The following is an 18,744-nucleotide window of genomic DNA, read 5'->3' as shown; positions in this document are numbered from 1 at the left end:
GGGTGGGCGGCTGTGAATTCCGACCCATGACCGTGTGTGAGAACGTGCCGGACGGCTGGGGGCACTACCCTTACACGCTAGAAGAGTGTAAAAAACGTTTGGAGAAAAAGAAGCCATCGTGACTTACCCCCAGGAATTTGAAGCAGTGCAACGCGTCTTGCTGCCCAAGCGCGGCGAGCCGAACGACGTGCGCATGCTCTACCTTATTGAGTCTCCGCAGAACCGCCAGCGCCTGAGCTGGCACGACCGCACCACCCTGACCATCCCGGCCGGCGAGGAGGTCTCCTTCGAGACCTACTTCAACGCCTTCCCGGCGTCCTACTGGCGCCGCTGGTCGCAGCTGGACTCCATAGTCCTATCGCTGCACGTTAAGGGACAGGCGAACGTCTCGGTGTACCGCTCCAAGGAAAACGGGCAGCGCATCGGCGTGGCCAACCACCTGGTCGAGGACGGCGAGCACCACTTCGAGCTGCCGTTGAAGAACTTCGAGGACGGCGGCTGGCTGTGGTTCGACGTGACCGCCGAGACCGAGACCGAACTGTCCCAGGTCGCCTGGTGCGCCCCGCACGCCCCGGGCGAGCAGGTGCTGCCCGACGGCACCATCCAGCCGGCCGCGGACAAGCGCGTGGCCGTGGGCATCCCGACCTTCAACCGCCCGACCGACGCGGTGGCGGCACTGCAGGCGCTGGCCGAGGACCCGGTCGTCGACGGCATCATCGACTACGTGCTTATGCCGGACCAGGGCAACCAGCACCCAGCAGATGAGCCGGGCTACGACGTGGCCGTCGCCCACTTCGGCGAGCGCTTCCGCGAGTTCCGCCAGGGCAACCTGGGTGGCTCCGGCGGGTATTCTCGCATCATGTTCGAGGCCATCGAGAACACCGACTCGCCGTTCATCCTCTACATGGACGACGACATCGCCATCGAGCCGGACTCCATCCTGCGCGCGGTGCAGGCGGCCCGCTACGCGGCGCGCCCCATCATCGTCGGCGGACAGATGCTTAACCTGCAGGAGCGCAGCCAGCTGCGCACCACCGGCGAGCAGGTCAACAAGTCCGACTTCATGTGGGGCCCGGCCCCGCACGCGGTCTACGACCACGACTTCGCCAAGTACCCGCTCTCAGCTATTGGCGATGCCCAGTCGCACAAGGACCCCAACAAATACGACTCGCGCGCCCTGCACCGCCGCGTCGACGTGGAATACAACGGCTGGTGGATGTGCCTGTTCCCGCGCGTGGTGGCCGAAAAGATGGGCCAGCCGCTGCCGCTGTTTATCAAGTGGGACGACACCGAGTACTCCCTGCGCGCCGGGCGCGCCGGCTTCCCGACCGTAACCTGGCCGGGCGCGGCAATCTGGCACATGGCCTGGGCGGACAAGGACGACGCCATCGATTGGCAGGCCTATTTCCACCTGCGCAACCGCCTGATCGTGGCGGCCATCTACCACGACGGCGACCCGCGCGGTATCACCCGCTCCATCTTCAAGTCCACGCTCAAGCACACCATGTGTATGGAGTACTCCACCATGGCCATCCAGCTAGAGGCCATGCGAGACTTTCTGGCGGGCCCGGACCAGCTCTTCGACATCCTGGAGTCCTCCCTGCCGCGGATTAACAAAATCCGCTCGCAGTACTCCGACGCGCAGATCCTTCCCTCGGCTTCCGAGCTGCCGGCCCCGACGGGCGCGCCGGGCGTGCCGACCCGCAACATCGGCGGCCGCCTGGGCAAGATCAAGAAGCTGCCCTGGCTGTTCAAGAGCATCAAGCACCTGGCCAGCAAGGAAGACCCGGCCCACCACGCGGCCCCGCAGCTGAACCTGACGCCGGAGGAGGCGCGCTGGTTCACGCTGTCGCGCCTGGACTCGGCGACGGTCTCGACCGCCGGCGGCACCGGCGTGGCCTTCCGCAGGCGCGACCGCGAGCTGGCCCAAGACCTAGTCAAGCAGACCCGCGAGCTCCTCAAGGAGATTGAGGACAACTTCGACGAACTGCGTTCCACCTACCGCGCCGCCCTGCCGACGCTGACCAGCCGCGAATCCTGGAGGAAGATCTTTGAGTAGGATTTCAAAGCTCAACGATGCCGAGTCGCACGTCCTCCGGGCCATCCAGGACGTCGCCTTCGACGCGCCCGGCGTTGTGCCGACCGCGCGGGGCCTGAGCCACTTCGGCGAGCACGCGCTCGGCTGGATGGCGATGTCGGCGCTGGCGGCGGGCATCGATAAGCCCCGGCGCCGCCAGTGGGCCGGGGTGGGCGTGGCGGCCTTTGGTGCGCACGCGGCATCGGTAGCGATTAAGCGCGTGGTGCGCCGGCGCCGCCCGGACTACAGCTACGTGCGGGTCGGGGTGAACACACCCTCGCGCCTGTCCTTCCCGTCCTCGCACTCGACGTCGACCACCGCCTTCCTCGTGGCGGCCGCCCGCGTGACCGGCAACCGGAGCTTCTGGCTGGGCGTGCCGGTGATGATGGCTTCGCGTATGGTGCTGGGGGTGCATTATCCCTCTGACACTGCCGTGGGCGCCCTGCTGGGGGCCACCACGGCGCAGGTTGTAAGCCGGCTGGAAAGGAAAACCGCATGAGCGCCCATCCGCACGATGACGGCAACCAGAGCTTTTTTCACTCGGAGCCTCACACCTCCGGCGTAGACACGGGCCGGAAGCGCAAGCCGCCGAAGAACCTTGCCGACGGCATGGTCAAGGCCCTGCGCCCCAAGCAGTGGGTCAAAAACGTGCTCGTGCTGGCCGCCCCGGCCGCCGCGGGCGCGGACGCGCTGTTCCACGGCCGCGTGCTGCTGGACGTCCTGCTGGCCTTCCTGGTCTTTTGCATGGGCGCGTCTTCCATCTACCTCATCAACGACGCCCGCGACGTCGAGGCCGACCGCGCGCACCCGACCAAGCGCTTCCGGCCGATTGCCGCCGGCGTGCTGCCGGTGCAGTTGGCCTACGTCATGGCGGCGGTGCTCATCGTCGGCGCCATCGGTCTGTCGCTGCTGGCCACCGCCGGCGTGGAGCTGGCGCTGGTCATCGCGGTCTATATCGCGCTGCAGCTGGGCTACTGCTTCGGCTGGAAGCACATGCCGGTCATCGACATCGCGCTGGTCTCCTCCGGCTTTATGCTGCGTACGATGGCCGGCGGCGTCGCCGCCGGCATCGAGCTGTCCCAGTGGTTCCTGCTGGTCGCCGCGTTCGGTTCGCTGTTCATGGCCTCCGGCAAGCGCTACTCGGAGATCCTGCTGGCGGAGAGCACCGGCGCGAAGATCCGCAAGTCGCTGGAAGGCTATACACCTACCTACCTGCGCTTCGTGTGGACCCTGGCGGCCACGGCCGTGGTGATGTCTTACACCCTGTGGGGCTTCGAGCTCTCCAGCCAGGCCGAGGGTGTAGCTGGCATCTGGTACCAGGTCTCCATGGTGCCGTTTACCATCGCTATCCTGCGCTACGCCGCGGACGTCGACCGCGGACACGGCGGGGCGCCGGACGAGATCGCGCTGGAGGACCGCGTCCTGCAGATCCTGGCGCTGCTCTGGCTGGCTTGTATTGCCATGGCGGTCTACGTTTTCCCGATGATCTAATTTGGGGGCCAGCTGGTAGCCTGATCTGTTATGCAAAAAATCGGTAGTCCCCGCGCGGCGCAGATCTCGGTGGTCGCCAGCAGTGTAGCTATCGGGGCGATTACCTTCTTCGCGGCGTGGCAGCGCCGGTGGATGGCCGATGACGGCCTCATCGTGCTGCGCACCGTCCGCAACCTTCTGGCCGGCAACGGCCCGGTCTTCAACGCGGGGGAGCGCGTGGAGGCCAACACCTCCACGCTGTGGCAGTACCTGATCTACCTGGGTCGCCTGGTCACCGGCGCCCAGCTGGAGGCTATTGCCATGTGGCTGGCCATCTCCCTGTCCGTGGCTGCCCTGGTGGTCGGCACGTGGGCCACGGCCCAGGTGCACAACACCGGCGGGCGGCACGCCACCCGCGCGCTGGTCCTGCCCGCCGGCGCGTTGGTCTACCTGGCGCTGCCGCCGGCCCGGGACTTTTTCACCTCCGGCTTGGAGTGGGGCCTGTCCATCTTCTACCTGGCGGTGTTGTGGTGGCTGCTGACCCGCTGGGTGCGCGGGGCCAACCCCTACCTGGTGGCCTTCTGGGCTGGCCTGTCCTGGCTGGTGCGCCCGGAGTTGGCGCTCTACGGCGGGCTGACGGGCATCGTCCTGCTGGTGGCCCACCGCCGCCCGGCGCACTGGGCGGGCATCCTGGGCACGGCCCTGCCGCTGCCGTTGGCCTACCAGGTCTTCCGCATGGGCTACTACGGCCTGCTGACCCCGCACACGGCTGTGGCCAAGTCGGCTGCCGATGCCGCCTGGGGCGCCGGCGTCAACTACCTCGGCGACTTCGTGGGCCCCTACTGGCTCTGGCTGCCCCTGCTGGTGCTGGCAGCGCTGGCCGCCTACCAGTTCCGCGGCGACGCGCACTTTTCCGCGGTGCGCAGCCAGCCCGTCGTCGTGGCACTGATGGTCATCTGCGCGCTCATCCACCTGCTCTACGTGCTGCGCGTGGGCGGCGACTTCATGCACGGGCGCATGCTGCTGCTGCCGCTCTTCGCACTCCTGCTGCCGGTCTTCGTGCTGCCGGTGCGGGACTACTGGGCCGCCGCCGGCGTGGCCGGGATTGCGGTCTGGGCCGTGGTTATTGCCTGGCGCGGGCACCCGGTGGACTGGCAGGTCTACCAGGGGGAAATCTCCATCGTCGACGAGCGCGACTACTGGACTTATGCCACCAAGCGTCAGCTGGGGGACCCGCCGAAGGACGCGGAGGACTTCCAGAACATGCGCCTGCTGCGCGGCTTCGATGAAGCGATTAACGGCCTCGAGCGCGGCGACGCGCTGGCTATCCGCTACCTCGACGGCGACTCGATCGAGGATAATGCCTGGACGACCGCGGCGCGCGATGACAGCCGCAACGACCCGCCGACGCTGTATCTGATCAACATGGGTATGTCCTCGATGCATTCGCCGCTGAACGTGCGCGTGCTGGACAATATCGGGCTGGCCACACCGCTGGCGGCGCGGCAGCCGCGGATTGAGGACGGGCGGATCGGCCACGACAAGTCCCTGCCGCTGACTTGGCGGGCCGCGGATTCAGCGGTGGATATCGATGAGCTACCTGCGTGGTACGACAAGGACGAGGTCGCTAAGAACCGCCGGGCCCTCGAGCACCCGGATTTCCAGAAGCTTTTCGCGACCTATCGCGACCCGCTGGATGCGGAGCGGTTCTTCGAAAACATCAAGTTCTCCCTGACCGATGGGCGGACGCTGCAGTTTACAGACAATGCACAGGACTATCTTAGGTAGTGCCCAGGCAGCTGCCGAAATGAGACAAATTGACAGTAATCGTCTAGAATCTCAGGCGCTGTTATAAAATCGTGATTGTTAACGCAACTTTGCTTGCGATCGATACGTACTGAAGGAACCCTTCGGTAAAAACTGAAACAAAAGTACGAAAGCAAGGAGAGACATGACACTGACGTCTTTCGCGTCCCGCCGGGTCACCGCGGTGGTCGCGGCCATCCTCATGGTCGTCACCATGCTCACGGTGGCTGGCCCGCAGCGGGCAGAAGCCGCCCCGCGTGACTACCTGCGCGCCGACGCCACCGGCCACTGCGACTGGGACCGCGTGGGCTGGTGGGTCCAGCGCTGCGACGTCTGGTCCCAGTCCATGGGCCGCAATATCCCGGTCCAGATTCAGCCGGCCAAGCGTGGCGGCAACGCCGGCCTCTACCTGCTGGACGGCCTACGCGCGACCGACCGCACCAACGCCTGGGTCAACGACGTGAACGCGGCTGCCACCTACGAGCCGCACAACATCACCCTGGTCATGCCGGTCGGCGGCGAGTCCTCCTTCTACGCCGACTGGGAAGGCCCGGCCACCTATGACCTGACCAACCCGGTCAACTACAAGTGGGAGACCTTCCTGACCCAGGAGCTCCCCGGCTACCTGGAGCGCAACTTCGGCGTTGCCCGCAACAACAACTCCATCGCGGGCCTGTCCATGGGCGCTACCTCGGCCATGGTCCTGGCCAGCAAGCACCCGAACCAGTTCCGTCAGGCCATGTCCTTCTCCGGCTACCTGACCACCACGCTGCCGGGCGCCCAGACCTTCATGCGCCTGGCCATGCTGGACGCCGGCGGGTTCAACATCAACGCCATGTACGGCACCCTGATCAGCCCGCGCCGCTTTGAGAACGACCCGTTCCACCTGACCTCCGGCCTGCGCGGCAAGGACGTCTACGTCTCCGCCGCCTCCGGTATCCCGGGCCCGGGCGATGAGAAGTACCTGCCGCAGCACCAGGCATCGGGCGCTGCGCTGGAGGCCTTCTCCATGGTCTCGACCCGCCTGTACGAGCTCAAGGCCCGCGCCGACGGCATCAACCTGACCACGGATTACCCGAACGTCGGGTTGCACAACTGGAACCAGTTCGGCCGCCAGCTGGACAAGACCAAGCCGCGCGTCCTCAATGTGATGAACGCTTGGTAGGTCGGTCGTAGACCTGCACCAGAGCTTAAAAATTCCCCGCGCTAGCCCTAGCGCGGGGAATTTTTGTATTTCGGGATGAAGAGTGTGACTTCGGGCGTGTCGGCTAGGAAAAGTCTCAAGTTGAACTTAAACTTGAGCGCACAACAACCCAGGTACGTGCTCCGGAGGAGGGGAACCTTCGGATTGCGTGAGTTTCCGGGTGCGCTAGCCGTAATTTCGGCGGGCGCCGCCTCGTTGGCTCTTTTGGCTGGGACTCCATCGCTGTCTGTCTACTAGTCGAACGTCAAGGATACCTCCATGCGCACATCCGCTCCGAAGCCCTCCCCGCGCCAGGCGCGCAACACGTACCAGACTCGTACCCGCCGCGGGCTGGCCGCCGCGGCCCTGCCCACGGCGCTGGCCGTCGGCATCGCCCTGCTGCCTAACGCCACCGCCCAGCAGGGCCTGGAGGATCTCAGCTCCTCCTCGTCCGGGTCGAGCCTGTCGGATTCTTTCGCCCCCTCGGCGCCGCCGAAGCGCACCCCGATTGACACCACCTACCCGAACGTCGAAGGCCTGCCGGAGGGCGTGGATATCGAGCGCGTGGAGTACCTGACCAACCGCCACCTGATGGTCTACATCAAGTCCGCGGCCATGCCGGACAAGCTGCAGAAGGTACAGATCCAGCTGGCGCGTGACTGGTACTCCAACCCGGAGGCCACCTTCCCGGAGGTCTGGGCCTTGGACGGCCTGCGCGCTCGTGACGACGAGTCCGGCTGGACCATCGAGACCAACATCCTGAACCAGTACGCAGACCGCAACGTCAACCTGATCATGCCGGTGGGCGGCGAGTCCTCCTTCTACGCCGACTGGCAGCGCCCGGACAACGGCACCCACTACAAGTGGGAGACCTTCCTGACCCAGGAACTCGTGCCGATTCTGGACAACGAGTACCGCTCCAACCGCAAGCGCGCCGTGACGGGTATCTCCATGGGCGGTACCGCCGCGGTCAACCTAGCCGAGCGCAACCCGCACCTGTTCGACTTCGTGGGCTCCTTCTCCGGCTACCTGGATACCACCAGCAGCGGCATGCCGGCCGCCATCCGCGCCGCGCAGATGGACGCCGGCGGGTACAACTCGGACGCCATGTGGGGCCCGCCGGGCTCCCAGGACTGGATCGACCACGACCCGAAGCTGGGCATCGAAAACCTGAAGGACATGAAGGTCTACATCTCCGCCGGCTCGGGCAAGGACGACTTCGGCAACCCCGAGTCCGTCGCCAAGGGCCCGGCCAACATGGCCGGTATCGGCCTAGAGACCATCTCCCGCATGTCCGGCGGGACCTTCATGACCTACGCCAAGCGCGCCGGCGTGGAGCCGGAGGCACACTTCCGCCCGTCCGGCGTCCACAGCTGGGAATACTGGCAGTTCGAGATGCAGCAGGCCTGGCCGTCCATCGCGGACGCCCTGGCCATCCCCAAGGAAGACCGCGGGGCGGACTGCCAGGCCATCGGCGCCATCGGTGCGGCCACCAAGTCCGGCACCATCGGTGAGTGCGTCAACAACGAATACGACGCCGGCGATAACGGCAAGGCCCAAGACTTCAGCGCGGGCACCGCGTACTGGTCCCCGGAGACCGGCGCCAAGGCGCTGGTCGGCCGCATCAACGCTCGCTACAGCGAGATGGGTGGCCCGGGCTCCTGGCTGGGCTTCCCACTGACCAACGAGGAAAAGACCCCGGACCAGCGCGGCCGCTTCGTCCATTTTGAGAACGGCTCCATCTACTGGACCGCCAAGACCGGAGCATATGCCATCCCGAAGGACATGGTCGAGGCCTGGGGCAAGAACGGCTGGGAAGGCGGGGATCTCAAGTACCCGACCTCCGCGCCGCAGGAGGTCAACGGTGGATTCCAGCAGGAGTTCGAGAATGGCGTCCTGACCCGCAACCCGGACAAGTCCCACCACATCGTCCACGGCGCCATCGGCGCCAAGTACAAGGAGATGGGCGGCGCGACCACCGGCCTGGGCTTCCCGACCAGCGACGAGATCAAGATCAAGGGCGGCGCCTTCCAGGAGTTCGAGCACGGCAACATCTACTGGTCCCCGAAGACCGGCGCGCACTTCATCATGCACGGCAAGATCTTCGACGACTGGGGCAAGCGCGGCTTCGAGCAGGGCGAGATGGGCTACCCGACCTCGGACACGGAGCAGATCCCGGCCGGCGGCCTGACCCAGAAGTTCCAGAAGGGCACCCTGAGCGAGATCTTCGGACGCGTACAGAAGTCCTAAACGCCAGCCGGAAGGAGTACCATCAGCGCCATGCGAAAATTGATTGCGGGTCTGGCCGCGGCGGCATCGTTGGGCCTGGCGGCCTGCGGTTCCGCCACCGTCGACAACGATAACGAGGCCGAGGCCCCGACCTCGGTGGCGCCGCTGGAGCGCGACTCGGAGTCCGACTCGGCATCCGCCTCCGAGTCGGAGTCGGCCGAAAGCAGCACCAAGGCTTCCGCCCCGGCCCCGGCCGGCGGCCGCGCCCCGGAGGACCGCGGGGCCGAAGAGATCTCCGAAATTCCCTCCCCGGAGGCAGACGCGTCTGCGGGCGATGCCGACTTCCTCGGCGCGGCGGGCGAGCGCGACATCGACACGGCTGGCGTGGAAGCGCAGCTGGTCTCCGCCGCGCAGCGGGTCTGCGTGGAGGAAGAGCCCATTACGCTGAACGCGATTTCCGGCCAGCTCATCGAGCAGGGCCGCACGGACCTGGACTACGAAGAACTGACCCGGTTCCTGGCCGACGAAGCGCGCTCTGCCTACTGCTAGACGAGACAGGCACAACACATGAAAAAGACCCTTACTGCGGTAGCAGTAGTGATCCTGCTGGTGATCCTGGGCGCCTCCGCGGTGCATTATTTCAACAGCACCTCCTCGAGCAACCTGTCGGGGCCGCCGGCCACGCAGCCCGGCGAGGGCGAGCCGGCCACCCCGGAGCAGCCGGACTGGTGCCCGCGGGTCGAGGTCATCTCCGCCCCCGGCACTTGGGAATCCAAGGCGGACGACGATCCCATCAACCCGACCGCCAACCCGCGCTCTTTCATGCTGTCGATTTCCCAGCCGCTGCAGCAGGCCTACGCCTCGCAGGACGTGAAGGTGTGGACCCTGCCGTACGCCGCGCAGTTTAAGAACATCAACTCCCAGGAGGAGATGTCCTACGACGACTCCCGCCAGGAGGGTACTTCCACCCTGGAGGGCGAGCTGCGCACCATGCACGAGACCTGCCCGGCGACGAAGTTCGTCATGGCCGGTTTCTCCCAGGGCGCGGTCATCTTGGGCGACGTCGCCGACCAGATCGGCGCGGGCACGGGCGCGGTCCCGGCCGAGTCGGTGGCCGGCGTGGCCCTTATCGCCGACGGCCGCCGCGAGCCCGGCGTGGGCATCAACCCGGGCGTCGAGGTTGGCGGCATCGGCGCGGAGATCGCCCTGGAGCCGATCAGCAAGCTGGTCCAGCCCATCGTGCCGGGCGCGACCATGCGCGGCGCGCGCCCCAACGGCTTCGGCGAGCTGGCCGACCGCACCTTCCAGATCTGCGCGCCGGACGACTCCATCTGCGACGCCCCGCGCGACGCCGTCAACGGCTTGGACCGCGCCCGCGATCTCATCGCCGCCAACGGCGTGCACGCCCAGTACGCCTCCAACCCGCACGTGGTGGAGGGAACCACCGCCAACGACTGGGTGGTCGGCTGGGCCCGCGGAATCATCGACGGCATCTAGAACCGGCCGTCCGCGGTGTAACACGGCGGTCGCCTCGTCTGATAATTTTAGTAGCAAAATAAACCGAATCGGATTTCAAGGAGCGTTACTGACATGGATTTGCACGCCGCCATGGGCCAGTTCTTCAACGACCAGGGGGAGATTACCCTCGCGCCGCAGCTGACCCTCGCCGGGCTCGCGGAATTGCTCTACCAGGGCGATCTGCAGACCGGCGGCGGTGACCGGAAGGTCCTGCGCTTCTGGGATTACTCCGAAAGCCGGGAGGGTCAGCTGGTGACCTACTCGCGCCAGGAGGTCAACACCCGCATCAAGTCCGTGGCGGCCCGCCTGCAGCAGGTCGGCAAGCTGGGTGACCGGGTGGCCATCCTGGCCGGCAACTCCCCGGAGTACCTCTTCGGCTTCCTGGGCGGCCTGTACGCCGGCATGACGCCCATCCCGCTCTACGATCCGAACGAGCCGGGCCATGCCGACCACCTGAAGGCGGTCTTCGCCGACGCCCAGCCGAAGCTGGTGCTGACCAACCGGGCATCGGCAGCCGCGGTGCGCAAGCACTTTGCCGACCTGCCCTCCCGAGAGCGCCCGCGCGTGCTCTCCGTCGACTCCCTGCCGGACAGCCTGGCGGCGTCCTACCAGAACCCGGCGGCCACCCTGGAGGGCCAGCAGCAGCTGGCGATGTCCACGGTCATGCCCCTGGACCAGCCCGCCTTCCTGCAGTACACCTCCGGCTCCACCCGCACCCCGGCTGGCGTGATCCTGACCAACCGCTCCATTCTGACCAACGTTTTGCAGATCTTCCGGGCCGCGCAGCTGAAGATGCCGCTGCGCCTGGTCACCTGGCTGCCGCTGCATCACGATATGGGCATTATCCTCACGGTGTTCGTGACCATCCTGGGCCTGCCTTTCGAGCTGATGTCCCCGCGCGATTTTATCCAGCAGCCGAAGCGCTGGGTGGGCCAGCTCAACCGCAAGCCGATCGATGACAAGCTGCTGGCCACCTACGGCGTGGTCCCGAACTTCGCGCTCGAGCTGGCCGCCCGCTACGGCGCCCCGGCCGACGGCGAGGAGCTGGACCTGTCCCACATCGACGGCCTCATCGTCGGCTCCGAGCCGGTCACCGAGTCCGCCGTGGACAGCTTCCTCAACACCTTCGAGCCCTACGGCTTTAAGCGCACCTCGCTGCGCCCGTCCTACGGCCTGGCGGAGGCCTCCCTCCTGGTGAGCACCCCGCAGACCGACCAGCGCCCGCTGATTACCCACTTCGACCGCGCCGCCCTGGCCGAGGGCCGCGCCGAGGTGGCCGAAGCCTCCGAGAACACCGTGGCCTTCGCCTCCGTCGGCCAGGTGGTGCAGCCGCAGTACTTGACCATCGTCGACCCGGAGACCCGGGCCGAGGTCGCCGACGGCGTCATCGGTGAGCTGTGGGCCCACGGCGAGAACATGGCCGCCGGCTACCTGGAGCGCGACGAGGACACCGCCGCGACCTTCCGCAACACCCTGGGCGAGCGCCTGGAAGACACCCGCGTGGCCGGCGCCCCGGAGGACGACCGCTGGATGGCCTCCGGCGACCTGGGCACCATCCTGGACGGCCACCTCTACATCACCGGCCGCCTGAAGGACCTCATCGTCGTGGCCGGCCGCAACCACTACCCGCAGGACATCGAGTCCACCGTCCAGGAGGCTAGTCAGCACGTGCGCCCGGACTCCGTGGCGGCGTTCTCCGTCGAAGGCGCGGACACCGAGCAGCTGGTCCTGCTGGTCGAGCGCGCGGATACGGCCGAGCCTTCCGGCGACGCTGCGGCGGCCGAAGCCATCCGCTCGGCGGTCTCCGCCCACCACGGCCTGACCCCGGACGACATCGTCTTCAAGCAGGCCCACGAGATCAACCGGACCTCCTCGGGCAAGATCGCCCGCCGCGTGGCCAAGAAGCACTACCTGGCCCAGCGCGGCTAAATCCCGGCGGGGCTTTAACAAAGCCCTGCACATCCGCCTGGCAGGCGCTTGCCACTAACGTTTTGGGGCCCGAGTTCGATAGCCTTAGGTGGAGCATTTTCACCAAAGACGATTATTCTTTGTGATCCCCTTAATGAACGTAAGCGAAAGAAAGCATGGCGTATGACCGTAGAGCAGTTGCGTGATTGGATCCGTAGTTGGGTAGCCCAGACCACGGGCGTTCCCGCGGAGGAAATTACCGACTCTAAGCCGCTGGAAAACTTCGGCCTGTCCTCCCGCGACGCCGTGGTGCTGTCAGGCGAGCTGGAAAACCTGGTGGGCGTGGATCTCGACCCCACGGTCGCCTACGAATACCCGACCATCGCCCAGCTGGCCGACCGCCTGATTAACGGCCCTGCCCAGCAGACGGCGCCGTCGTCCGCCCCGCGCCGGATTAAACCGGCCGGCGGCCACGAGGACATCGCCGTCATCGGCCTGGCCGGCCGCTTCCCGGGTGCCAACAACGCGGACGAGTTCTGGGACATGCTGGTCGAAGGCCGCGGCGCGACGGGGCCGCTGCCCATCGGCCGCTGGTCCGATTACGCCGCGGATCCGGTAATGACCCAGAAGATGGCCGAGCAGAACCTCGCCGGCGGCTACATTGACGACATTGCCGGCTTCGACGCGGAATTCTTCGGCCTGTCCCCGGTGGAGGCCACCAACATGGACCCGCAGCAGCGCATCCTGCTGGAGTTGGTCTGGGAGGCGCTCGAGTACGCGCACCTGCCGGCCAACGAGCTGCGCGGGACCGCCACTGGCGTCTACATGGGCTCGTCGAACAATGACTACGGGATGCTGATCACCGCCGACCCGGCGGAGGCGCACCCGTACGCGCTGACCGGCACCTCCTCGGCGATCATCTCCAACCGGATCTCCTACGCCCTGGACCTGCGCGGGCCTTCGGTCAACGTGGACACCGCCTGCTCGTCCTCGCTGGTCTCCGTCCACCAGGCCGTGCGCGGTCTGCGCGAGGGCGACGCCGACGTCGCCGTGGCCGGCGGTATCAACATCATGGCCTCCCCGTTTGTGTCAACCGCCTTCGGCGAGCTCGGCGTCATCTCGCCCACGGGCTGCATTCACGCCTTCTCCGACGACGCGGACGGCTTCGTGCGCGCGGACGCCGGCGGCGTGCTGGTGCTCAAGCGACTCAGCGACGCCGAGGCTGCCGGCGATAACATCCTCGCCGTCATCAAGGGCTCGGCCATCAACTCCGACGGCCACTCCAACGGCCTGACCGCCCCGAACCCGGAGGCGCAGGTCGACGTGCTGCACCGCGCCTACGCCGACGCCGAGGTCGACCCGGCCACGGTCGACTATGTCGAGGCCCACGGCACGGGCACCATCCTGGGCGACCCAATCGAGGCCACCGCCCTGGGCGAGGTGCTGGGCGCCCACCGCGGCGCGGAGAACCCCACGCTGCTGGGCTCGGCCAAGTCCAATATCGGCCACTCCGAGTCCGCCGCCGGCGTGGTGGGCCTCATCAAGGTCATCCAGGCCATGCGACACGACACCCTGCCGCCGAGCATCAACTTCTCCGCGCCGAACCGTTACATCGACTTCGACTCGGAAAAGCTCGAGGTCGTCGAGGATCCGCGCGAGTGGCCCGAGTACTCCGGCCACAAGCTGGCCGGCGTGTCCGGCTTCGGCTTTGGCGGCACCAACGCCCACGTCGTGCTCAGCGACTACCAGGGCACTCCGTACCAGCGCGCCGCCCAGGTCGCCACCGCCTCCGCCGCCGACACCACTACCCACACCGCCGACGATGCCGCCGCTGCCACCGTCAGCCTTCCGGTCTCCGGGCTGCTGCCGTCGCGCCGGGCCCAGGCGGCGGACACGCTGGCGGATTTCATCGAGGACCAGCAGCTGGGCACCGCGGATCTCTTCGCGCTGGCCCGCTCCCTGGCCGGGCGCAACCACGCCCGCTCCCGCGCGGTGGTCAACGCCACCAACCCGGAGGAGGCCATTTCCCGCCTGCGGCAGGTCGCCGCTGGCAAGATCTCGGTGGGGGTCACCGCCGCGGATTCCCCGTCGGTGCCGGGCCCGGTCTTCCTCTACTCCGGCTTCGGCTCCCAGCACCGCAAGATGGTCAAGGACCTCATCGCCTTGTCCCCGGACTTCTTGGCCCGCCTGGAGGAGCTGGACCAGATCGTGGACTTCGAGTCCGGCTGGTCCATCTTGGACATCGTCCGCGACGACGAACAGACCTACAATACTGAGACCGCCCAGGTAGCCATCACCGCGATCCAGATCGCGCTGACGGATCTGTTGGCCAGCTTCGGCGCCCGCCCGGCCGGCGTTATCGGCATGTCGATGGGCGAAATCGCCGCGGCTTACGCCGCGGGTGGCATCAGCGCTGATGATGCCATGCTGATCGCTTGCCACCGCGCCCGCCTAATGGGCGAGGGCGAGGCCCAGCTGACCGAGGAAACCCAGGGCGCGATGGCCGTCGTCGAGCTGACCGCGGAGGACATCGCGGCCCTGGACGGCAACATCGAGCCGGCCGTCTACACCGGCCCGGGCATGACCACCGTGGGTGGACCGCGCCAGGAGGTCCTGGACCTGGTGGAGAAGCTCGAGGGCGAGGGCAAGTTCGCCCGCGCGCTCAACGTCAAGGGCGCCGGGCACACCTCGGCCGTGGACCCGATCCTCGGCGAGCTCGCCGGCGACATAGCGGGCATTACAGCCCGCCCGCTGCACACCACGCTGTTTAGCTCCGTTGACCGCGGCGAGGTCTACCGCCCGGGTTCTACCGTCCACGACGAGGACTACTGGCTGCGCATGACCCGCCAGCCGGTCTTCCTGGAGGACGCCACCCGCGCGGCCTTTGCTGCTGGCCACACCCAGCTGGTGGAGATCGCCCCGAACCCGGTGGCGCTGATGGGCATGATGTCTACCGCCTTCGCCGTTGGCAAGGCGGACGCGCAGCTGCTCTACGCGCTCAAGCGCAAGGTCGATCCGAGCGTGTCCCTGCTGGACCTGTTGGCCAAGCTCTACGTCGCCGGCGCGCCGGTGGACTACCGCGCTGTCTTCGGCGACGGACCCGTGCTCGACGCGCCGCACACCCACTTCAAGCGCCAGCGCTACTGGACCCACGCCCGCCCGTCCTCCGGGGTCACCGGCCTGCCGGGCACGCGCGTGAACCTGCCGGAGGGCAAGACCGCCTTTTCCACTAACGCCGATCAGGCCCCGAGCGCCCTGGCGCTGCTGGAGGCGGCTATCGATGCCGTGTCCCCGGGCGCCCACCTTATCGCCGTGGAAGAACCCGGCACGCTGCCCGCCCAGGGCGAGGTCACCACCGTGGTGACCAAGTCGCTCGGCGGCGTGGCCGTCGCGGCCTATGCCGTGGCCGACGGCGCCACAACCCTGGTCGCGGAAGGTTTCGCCACTTCCCTGGACCTGGGGGCCAAGTCCGTGCCCGGCGTGGCCGACCTGCCGGATTACACCCCGCTGGCGGACGCCGCTGACCAGACTGGCGACGCCGACATCGAGGCCGTTCGCTGGGACCCGGCCACGGAGTCCGTGGAGGATCGCCTGGCGGCGATCGTCTCGGAGTCCATGGGCTACGACGTGACCGATCTGCCGCGCGAGCTGCCGCTTATCGATCTCGGCCTGGATTCCCTGATGGGCATGCGCATCAAAAACCGCGTGGAAAACGACTTCCAGATCCCGCCGCTGCAGGTCCAGGCGCTGCGCGACGCCTCCCTGGCCGACGTCATCGACATGGTCACCGCCGCCGTAGAAGGCCGCGAGACCGACGGCGTTGAGACCGCCGCTGCCGCGACCGATGACGCCAAGCCGGCCGAAACCGCCGAGGCCCCCGCGGAAACCGAGAAGAGCGCCGGCGTGGGCGTGGCCCCGCGCGACGCCTCCGAGCGCATGGTCTTCGGCACCTGGGCTTCGATTACCGGGAAGGCGGCGGCCGGTGTGACCAGCCCGCTGCCGGAGCTGACCGAGGAGCAGGCCACCCGGATCGCCGAGCGGCTTTCCGAGCGCGCCGGCGTCGAGGTCACCACCGCGGCCGTGCGCGAGGCGGAAACGCTGGAGCCGCTGGCGGACCTGGTCCGCGAGGGTCTGGAGACCGAGGTCGAGGGCAACATCCGCGTGCTGCGGGAGGCCGACGGCCCGGCCGTGTTCATGTTCCACCCGGCCGGCGGGACCACCGTGGTCTACCAGCCGCTGGTGCGCCGCCTGGCCGCGGACGTGGCCGTCTACGGCGTCGAGCGCCTCGAGGGCAGCCTGGAAGACCGCGCGCAGGCCTACATCGCCGACATCGAGAAGTACGCCCGCGGCCGCAAGGTCGTCCTCGGCGGCTGGTCCTTTGGCGGCGCGCTGGCCTACGAGGTCGCACACCAGCTGGGTAACAAGGATCTCGATGTTGCGTTTATCGCGCTGCTGGACACCACCCAGCCCTCCGATCCGGCGCCGGACACCTTGGAAGAGACCAAGGCCCGCTGGGAGCGCTACGCTGCGTTCGCGGAAAAGACCTACGGGCTGGAGTTCCCGGTGCCTTACGAGCTGCTGGAGACCGCCGGCGAGGACGCCGTGATGGATATGCTCGCGCAGTTCTTGGCCACCACGGACGCCTCGGAGCACGGCCTGGCGGCCGGCGTGCTGGAGCACCAGCGCGCCTCCTTCGTGGACAACCAGATCCTGGGCAAGCTGGACATGCGCCGCTGGGCGGACGTGGACGTGCCGGTGCTGCTGTTCCGCTCCGAGCGCATGCACGACGGCGCGATCGAGCTCGAACCGCGCTACGCCGAGATTGACCCGGACGGCGGTTGGGGCGCTATCGTGGAGGATCTAGAGATCGTCCAGCTGCCCGGCGACCACCTGGCCGTGCCGGACGAGCCCGCAATCGGCATTGTGGGCAAGCACATCGAGGATTGGATCGAGGTAAAGATTCGTGGCAACCACCGCTGAGAAACTCGCGGATCTGCGCGCCCGGCTGGACAAGGCCCAGGACCCGGGAAGCGAGCGCTCGCGCGCTCGCCGCGATGAGGCCGGCCGCACCACCCCGCGCCAGCGCATCGAGGAACTGCTCGACGACGGCTCCTTCGTGGAGACCGGCGCCCTGGGTAAAACCCCGGGGGACCCGAAGGCCATCTACTCCGACGGCGTAGTCACCGGCTACGGCCGCATCAATGGCCGGCAGGTATGCATCTACGCGCACGATAAGACCGTTTATGGCGGCTCGGTGGGCGTTACCTTCGGTAAGAAGGTCACCGAGGTCATGGACATGGCCATCAAAATCGGCTGCCCGGTCATCGGCATCCAGGACTCAGGCGGCGCCCGCATCCAGGACGCGGTGACCTCCCTGGCCATGTACTCGGAGATCGCCCGCCGCCAGCTGCCGCTGTCCGGCCGCAGCCCGCAGATCTCCATCATGCTGGGCAAGTCCGCCGGCGGCGCGGTCTACGCCCCAGTGACCACCGACTTCGTCATTGCCGTCGACGGCGAGGCGGAAATGTATGTCACCGGCCCGAACGTCATCCGCGAGGTCACCGGCGAGGACGTGACCTCCGCAGAGCTGGGCAGCGCCCGCCAACAGGAGCAAAACGGCAACGTCTCCGCCGTGGTCGAGTCGGAGGACGAAGCCTTCGACCTAGTCCGCGACCTGCTGGACCACCTGCCGCTGACCTGCTACGACCCGGCGCCCGTCTTCGCCGCCCCCAGCGACGAGGAGGTCGCCGAGGACGACGAGCTCAACGCGTTTATGCCCGACGACACCAACGCCGGCTACGACATGGAGGAGCTCCTGCGCCAGCTGGGCGACGATGACGAGCTCATCGAGCTACAAGAAAACTTCGCCCCGAACATGATCACCGCCTTCGGGCGGATCGACGGCCAGGCCGTCGGGTTCGTGGCGAACAACCCCATGCACTTGGCCGGCTGTATTGACGCCGACGCTGCGGACAAGGGCGCGCGTTTCATCCGCATTTGCGACGCCTACAACATCCCGTTGGTCTTCGTGGTCGACACGCCCGGTTACCTGCCGGGCGTGGACCAGGAAAAGGCCGGCCTGATTCACCGCGGCGCGAAGTTCGCCTTCGCTGTGGTGGAGGCAACCGTCCCGAAGGTCTCGCTCATCGTCCGCAAAGCCTACGGTGGCGCCTATGCCGTCATGGGGTCGAAGAACTTGACCGGCGACATCAACCTCGCGTGGCCGACCGCGCAGATCGCCGTGATGGGCGCTGCCGCGGCCGTGGTGATGATCGCCGGCAAGCAGCTGGAGGCCGCCGAGACCCCGGAGCAGCGCGCAATGACCAAGAAGATGTTCATGGACTTCTACGACGAGACCATGACGGCGCCATACGTGGCTGCTGAGCGCGGTTACCTGGACGCGATGATTCAGCCGAACCAGTCGCGGCTGGCCCTGCGCCAGGCCCTGCGTCAGCTGGCCACCAAGGACGTGCGGGATCTGCCGAAGAAGCACACCATCGCCCCGATGTAACGAAACCGGGCGCCGGAAACGATATGTCTAAAGTAATCCCCG

The 18,744-nt window shown here is 67.3% G+C and carries 11 protein-coding genes; all 11 read left to right on the top strand.

The window, feature by feature from the left end; all coding sequences use genetic code 11:
- Positions 1-118 precede the first annotated feature (118 nt).
- The 11 genes from QQS52_RS03880 to QQS52_RS03830 all read left to right on the top strand — a co-directional run bounded on the left by QQS52_RS03880 (position 119) and on the right by QQS52_RS03830 (position 18,702).
- Positions 119-2,059, top strand: a complete 1,941-nt coding sequence (locus QQS52_RS03880; RefSeq protein WP_472772657.1) for a glycosyltransferase — start codon at positions 119-121, stop codon at positions 2,057-2,059.
- Complete coding sequence (locus QQS52_RS03875) at positions 2,052-2,576, top strand: phosphatase PAP2 family protein (protein WP_472772656.1); 525 nt, start codon at positions 2,052-2,054, stop codon at positions 2,574-2,576. The genes QQS52_RS03880 and QQS52_RS03875 overlap by 8 nt, the downstream gene beginning before the upstream one ends.
- Positions 2,573-3,568, top strand: a complete 996-nt coding sequence (locus QQS52_RS03870) for a decaprenyl-phosphate phosphoribosyltransferase (protein ID WP_472772655.1) — start codon at positions 2,573-2,575, stop codon at positions 3,566-3,568. The genes QQS52_RS03875 and QQS52_RS03870 overlap by 4 nt, the downstream gene beginning before the upstream one ends.
- 30 nt (positions 3,569-3,598) lie before the next feature.
- On the top strand, positions 3,599-5,335 hold the full coding sequence (locus QQS52_RS03865) for an arabinofuranosyltransferase AftB family protein (protein ID WP_472772654.1): 1,737 nt from the start codon (positions 3,599-3,601) through the stop codon (positions 5,333-5,335).
- Positions 5,336-5,498: 163 nt separating this feature from the next.
- Positions 5,499-6,518: an alpha/beta hydrolase gene (locus QQS52_RS03860; protein ID WP_472772653.1), complete on the top strand. Its 1,020-nt coding sequence runs from the start codon at positions 5,499-5,501 to the stop codon at positions 6,516-6,518.
- Positions 6,519-6,815: 297 nt separating this feature from the next.
- Entirely contained in the window at positions 6,816-8,786 is a 1,971-nt protein-coding gene (locus QQS52_RS03855) for an alpha/beta hydrolase-fold protein (RefSeq protein ID WP_472772652.1), read from the top strand.
- A 30-nt stretch (positions 8,787-8,816) separates the two neighbouring features.
- Entirely contained in the window at positions 8,817-9,314 is a 498-nt protein-coding gene (locus tag QQS52_RS03850) for a hypothetical protein (RefSeq protein ID WP_472772651.1), read from the top strand.
- A gap of 18 nt (positions 9,315-9,332) precedes the next feature.
- A complete protein-coding gene (locus QQS52_RS03845) occupies positions 9,333-10,262 on the top strand; it encodes a cutinase family protein (RefSeq protein WP_472772650.1) in 930 nt (309 codons plus the stop codon).
- 93 nt (positions 10,263-10,355) lie between these two features.
- A complete protein-coding gene (locus QQS52_RS03840; RefSeq protein ID WP_472772649.1) occupies positions 10,356-12,212 on the top strand; it encodes a FadD32-like long-chain-fatty-acid--AMP ligase in 1,857 nt (618 codons plus the stop codon).
- Positions 12,213-12,374: 162 nt separating this feature from the next.
- On the top strand, positions 12,375-17,171 hold the full coding sequence (pks13, locus tag QQS52_RS03835) for a polyketide synthase Pks13 (RefSeq protein WP_472772648.1): 4,797 nt from the start codon (positions 12,375-12,377) through the stop codon (positions 17,169-17,171).
- Positions 17,155-18,702, top strand: a complete 1,548-nt coding sequence (locus QQS52_RS03830) for an acyl-CoA carboxylase subunit beta (RefSeq protein WP_472772647.1) — start codon at positions 17,155-17,157, stop codon at positions 18,700-18,702. The genes pks13 and QQS52_RS03830 overlap by 17 nt, the downstream gene beginning before the upstream one ends.
- Positions 18,703-18,744: the final 42 nt, after the last annotated feature.

It is taken from the genome of Corynebacterium sp. 1103A (assembly GCF_055700955.1).
This window is presented reverse-complemented; position numbering and strand designations above follow the sequence as displayed.

Bases quoted from the DNA above. Each gene is read 5' to 3' on its own strand.
- QQS52_RS03870 (WP_472772655.1), top strand. From the start codon at position 2,573: ATGAGCGCCCATCCGCACGATGACGGCAACCAGAGCTTTTTTCACTCG.
- QQS52_RS03865 (WP_472772654.1), top strand. From the start codon at position 3,599: ATGCAAAAAATCGGTAGTCCCCGCGCGGCGCAGATCTCGGTGGTCGCC.
- QQS52_RS03860 (WP_472772653.1), top strand. From the start codon at position 5,499: ATGACACTGACGTCTTTCGCGTCCCGCCGGGTCACCGCGGTGGTCGCG.
- QQS52_RS03855 (WP_472772652.1), top strand. From the start codon at position 6,816: ATGCGCACATCCGCTCCGAAGCCCTCCCCGCGCCAGGCGCGCAACACG.
- QQS52_RS03850 (WP_472772651.1), top strand. From the start codon at position 8,817: ATGCGAAAATTGATTGCGGGTCTGGCCGCGGCGGCATCGTTGGGCCTG.
- QQS52_RS03845 (WP_472772650.1), top strand. From the start codon at position 9,333: ATGAAAAAGACCCTTACTGCGGTAGCAGTAGTGATCCTGCTGGTGATC.
- QQS52_RS03840 (WP_472772649.1), top strand. From the start codon at position 10,356: ATGGATTTGCACGCCGCCATGGGCCAGTTCTTCAACGACCAGGGGGAG.
- pks13 (WP_472772648.1), top strand. From the start codon at position 12,375: ATGACCGTAGAGCAGTTGCGTGATTGGATCCGTAGTTGGGTAGCCCAG.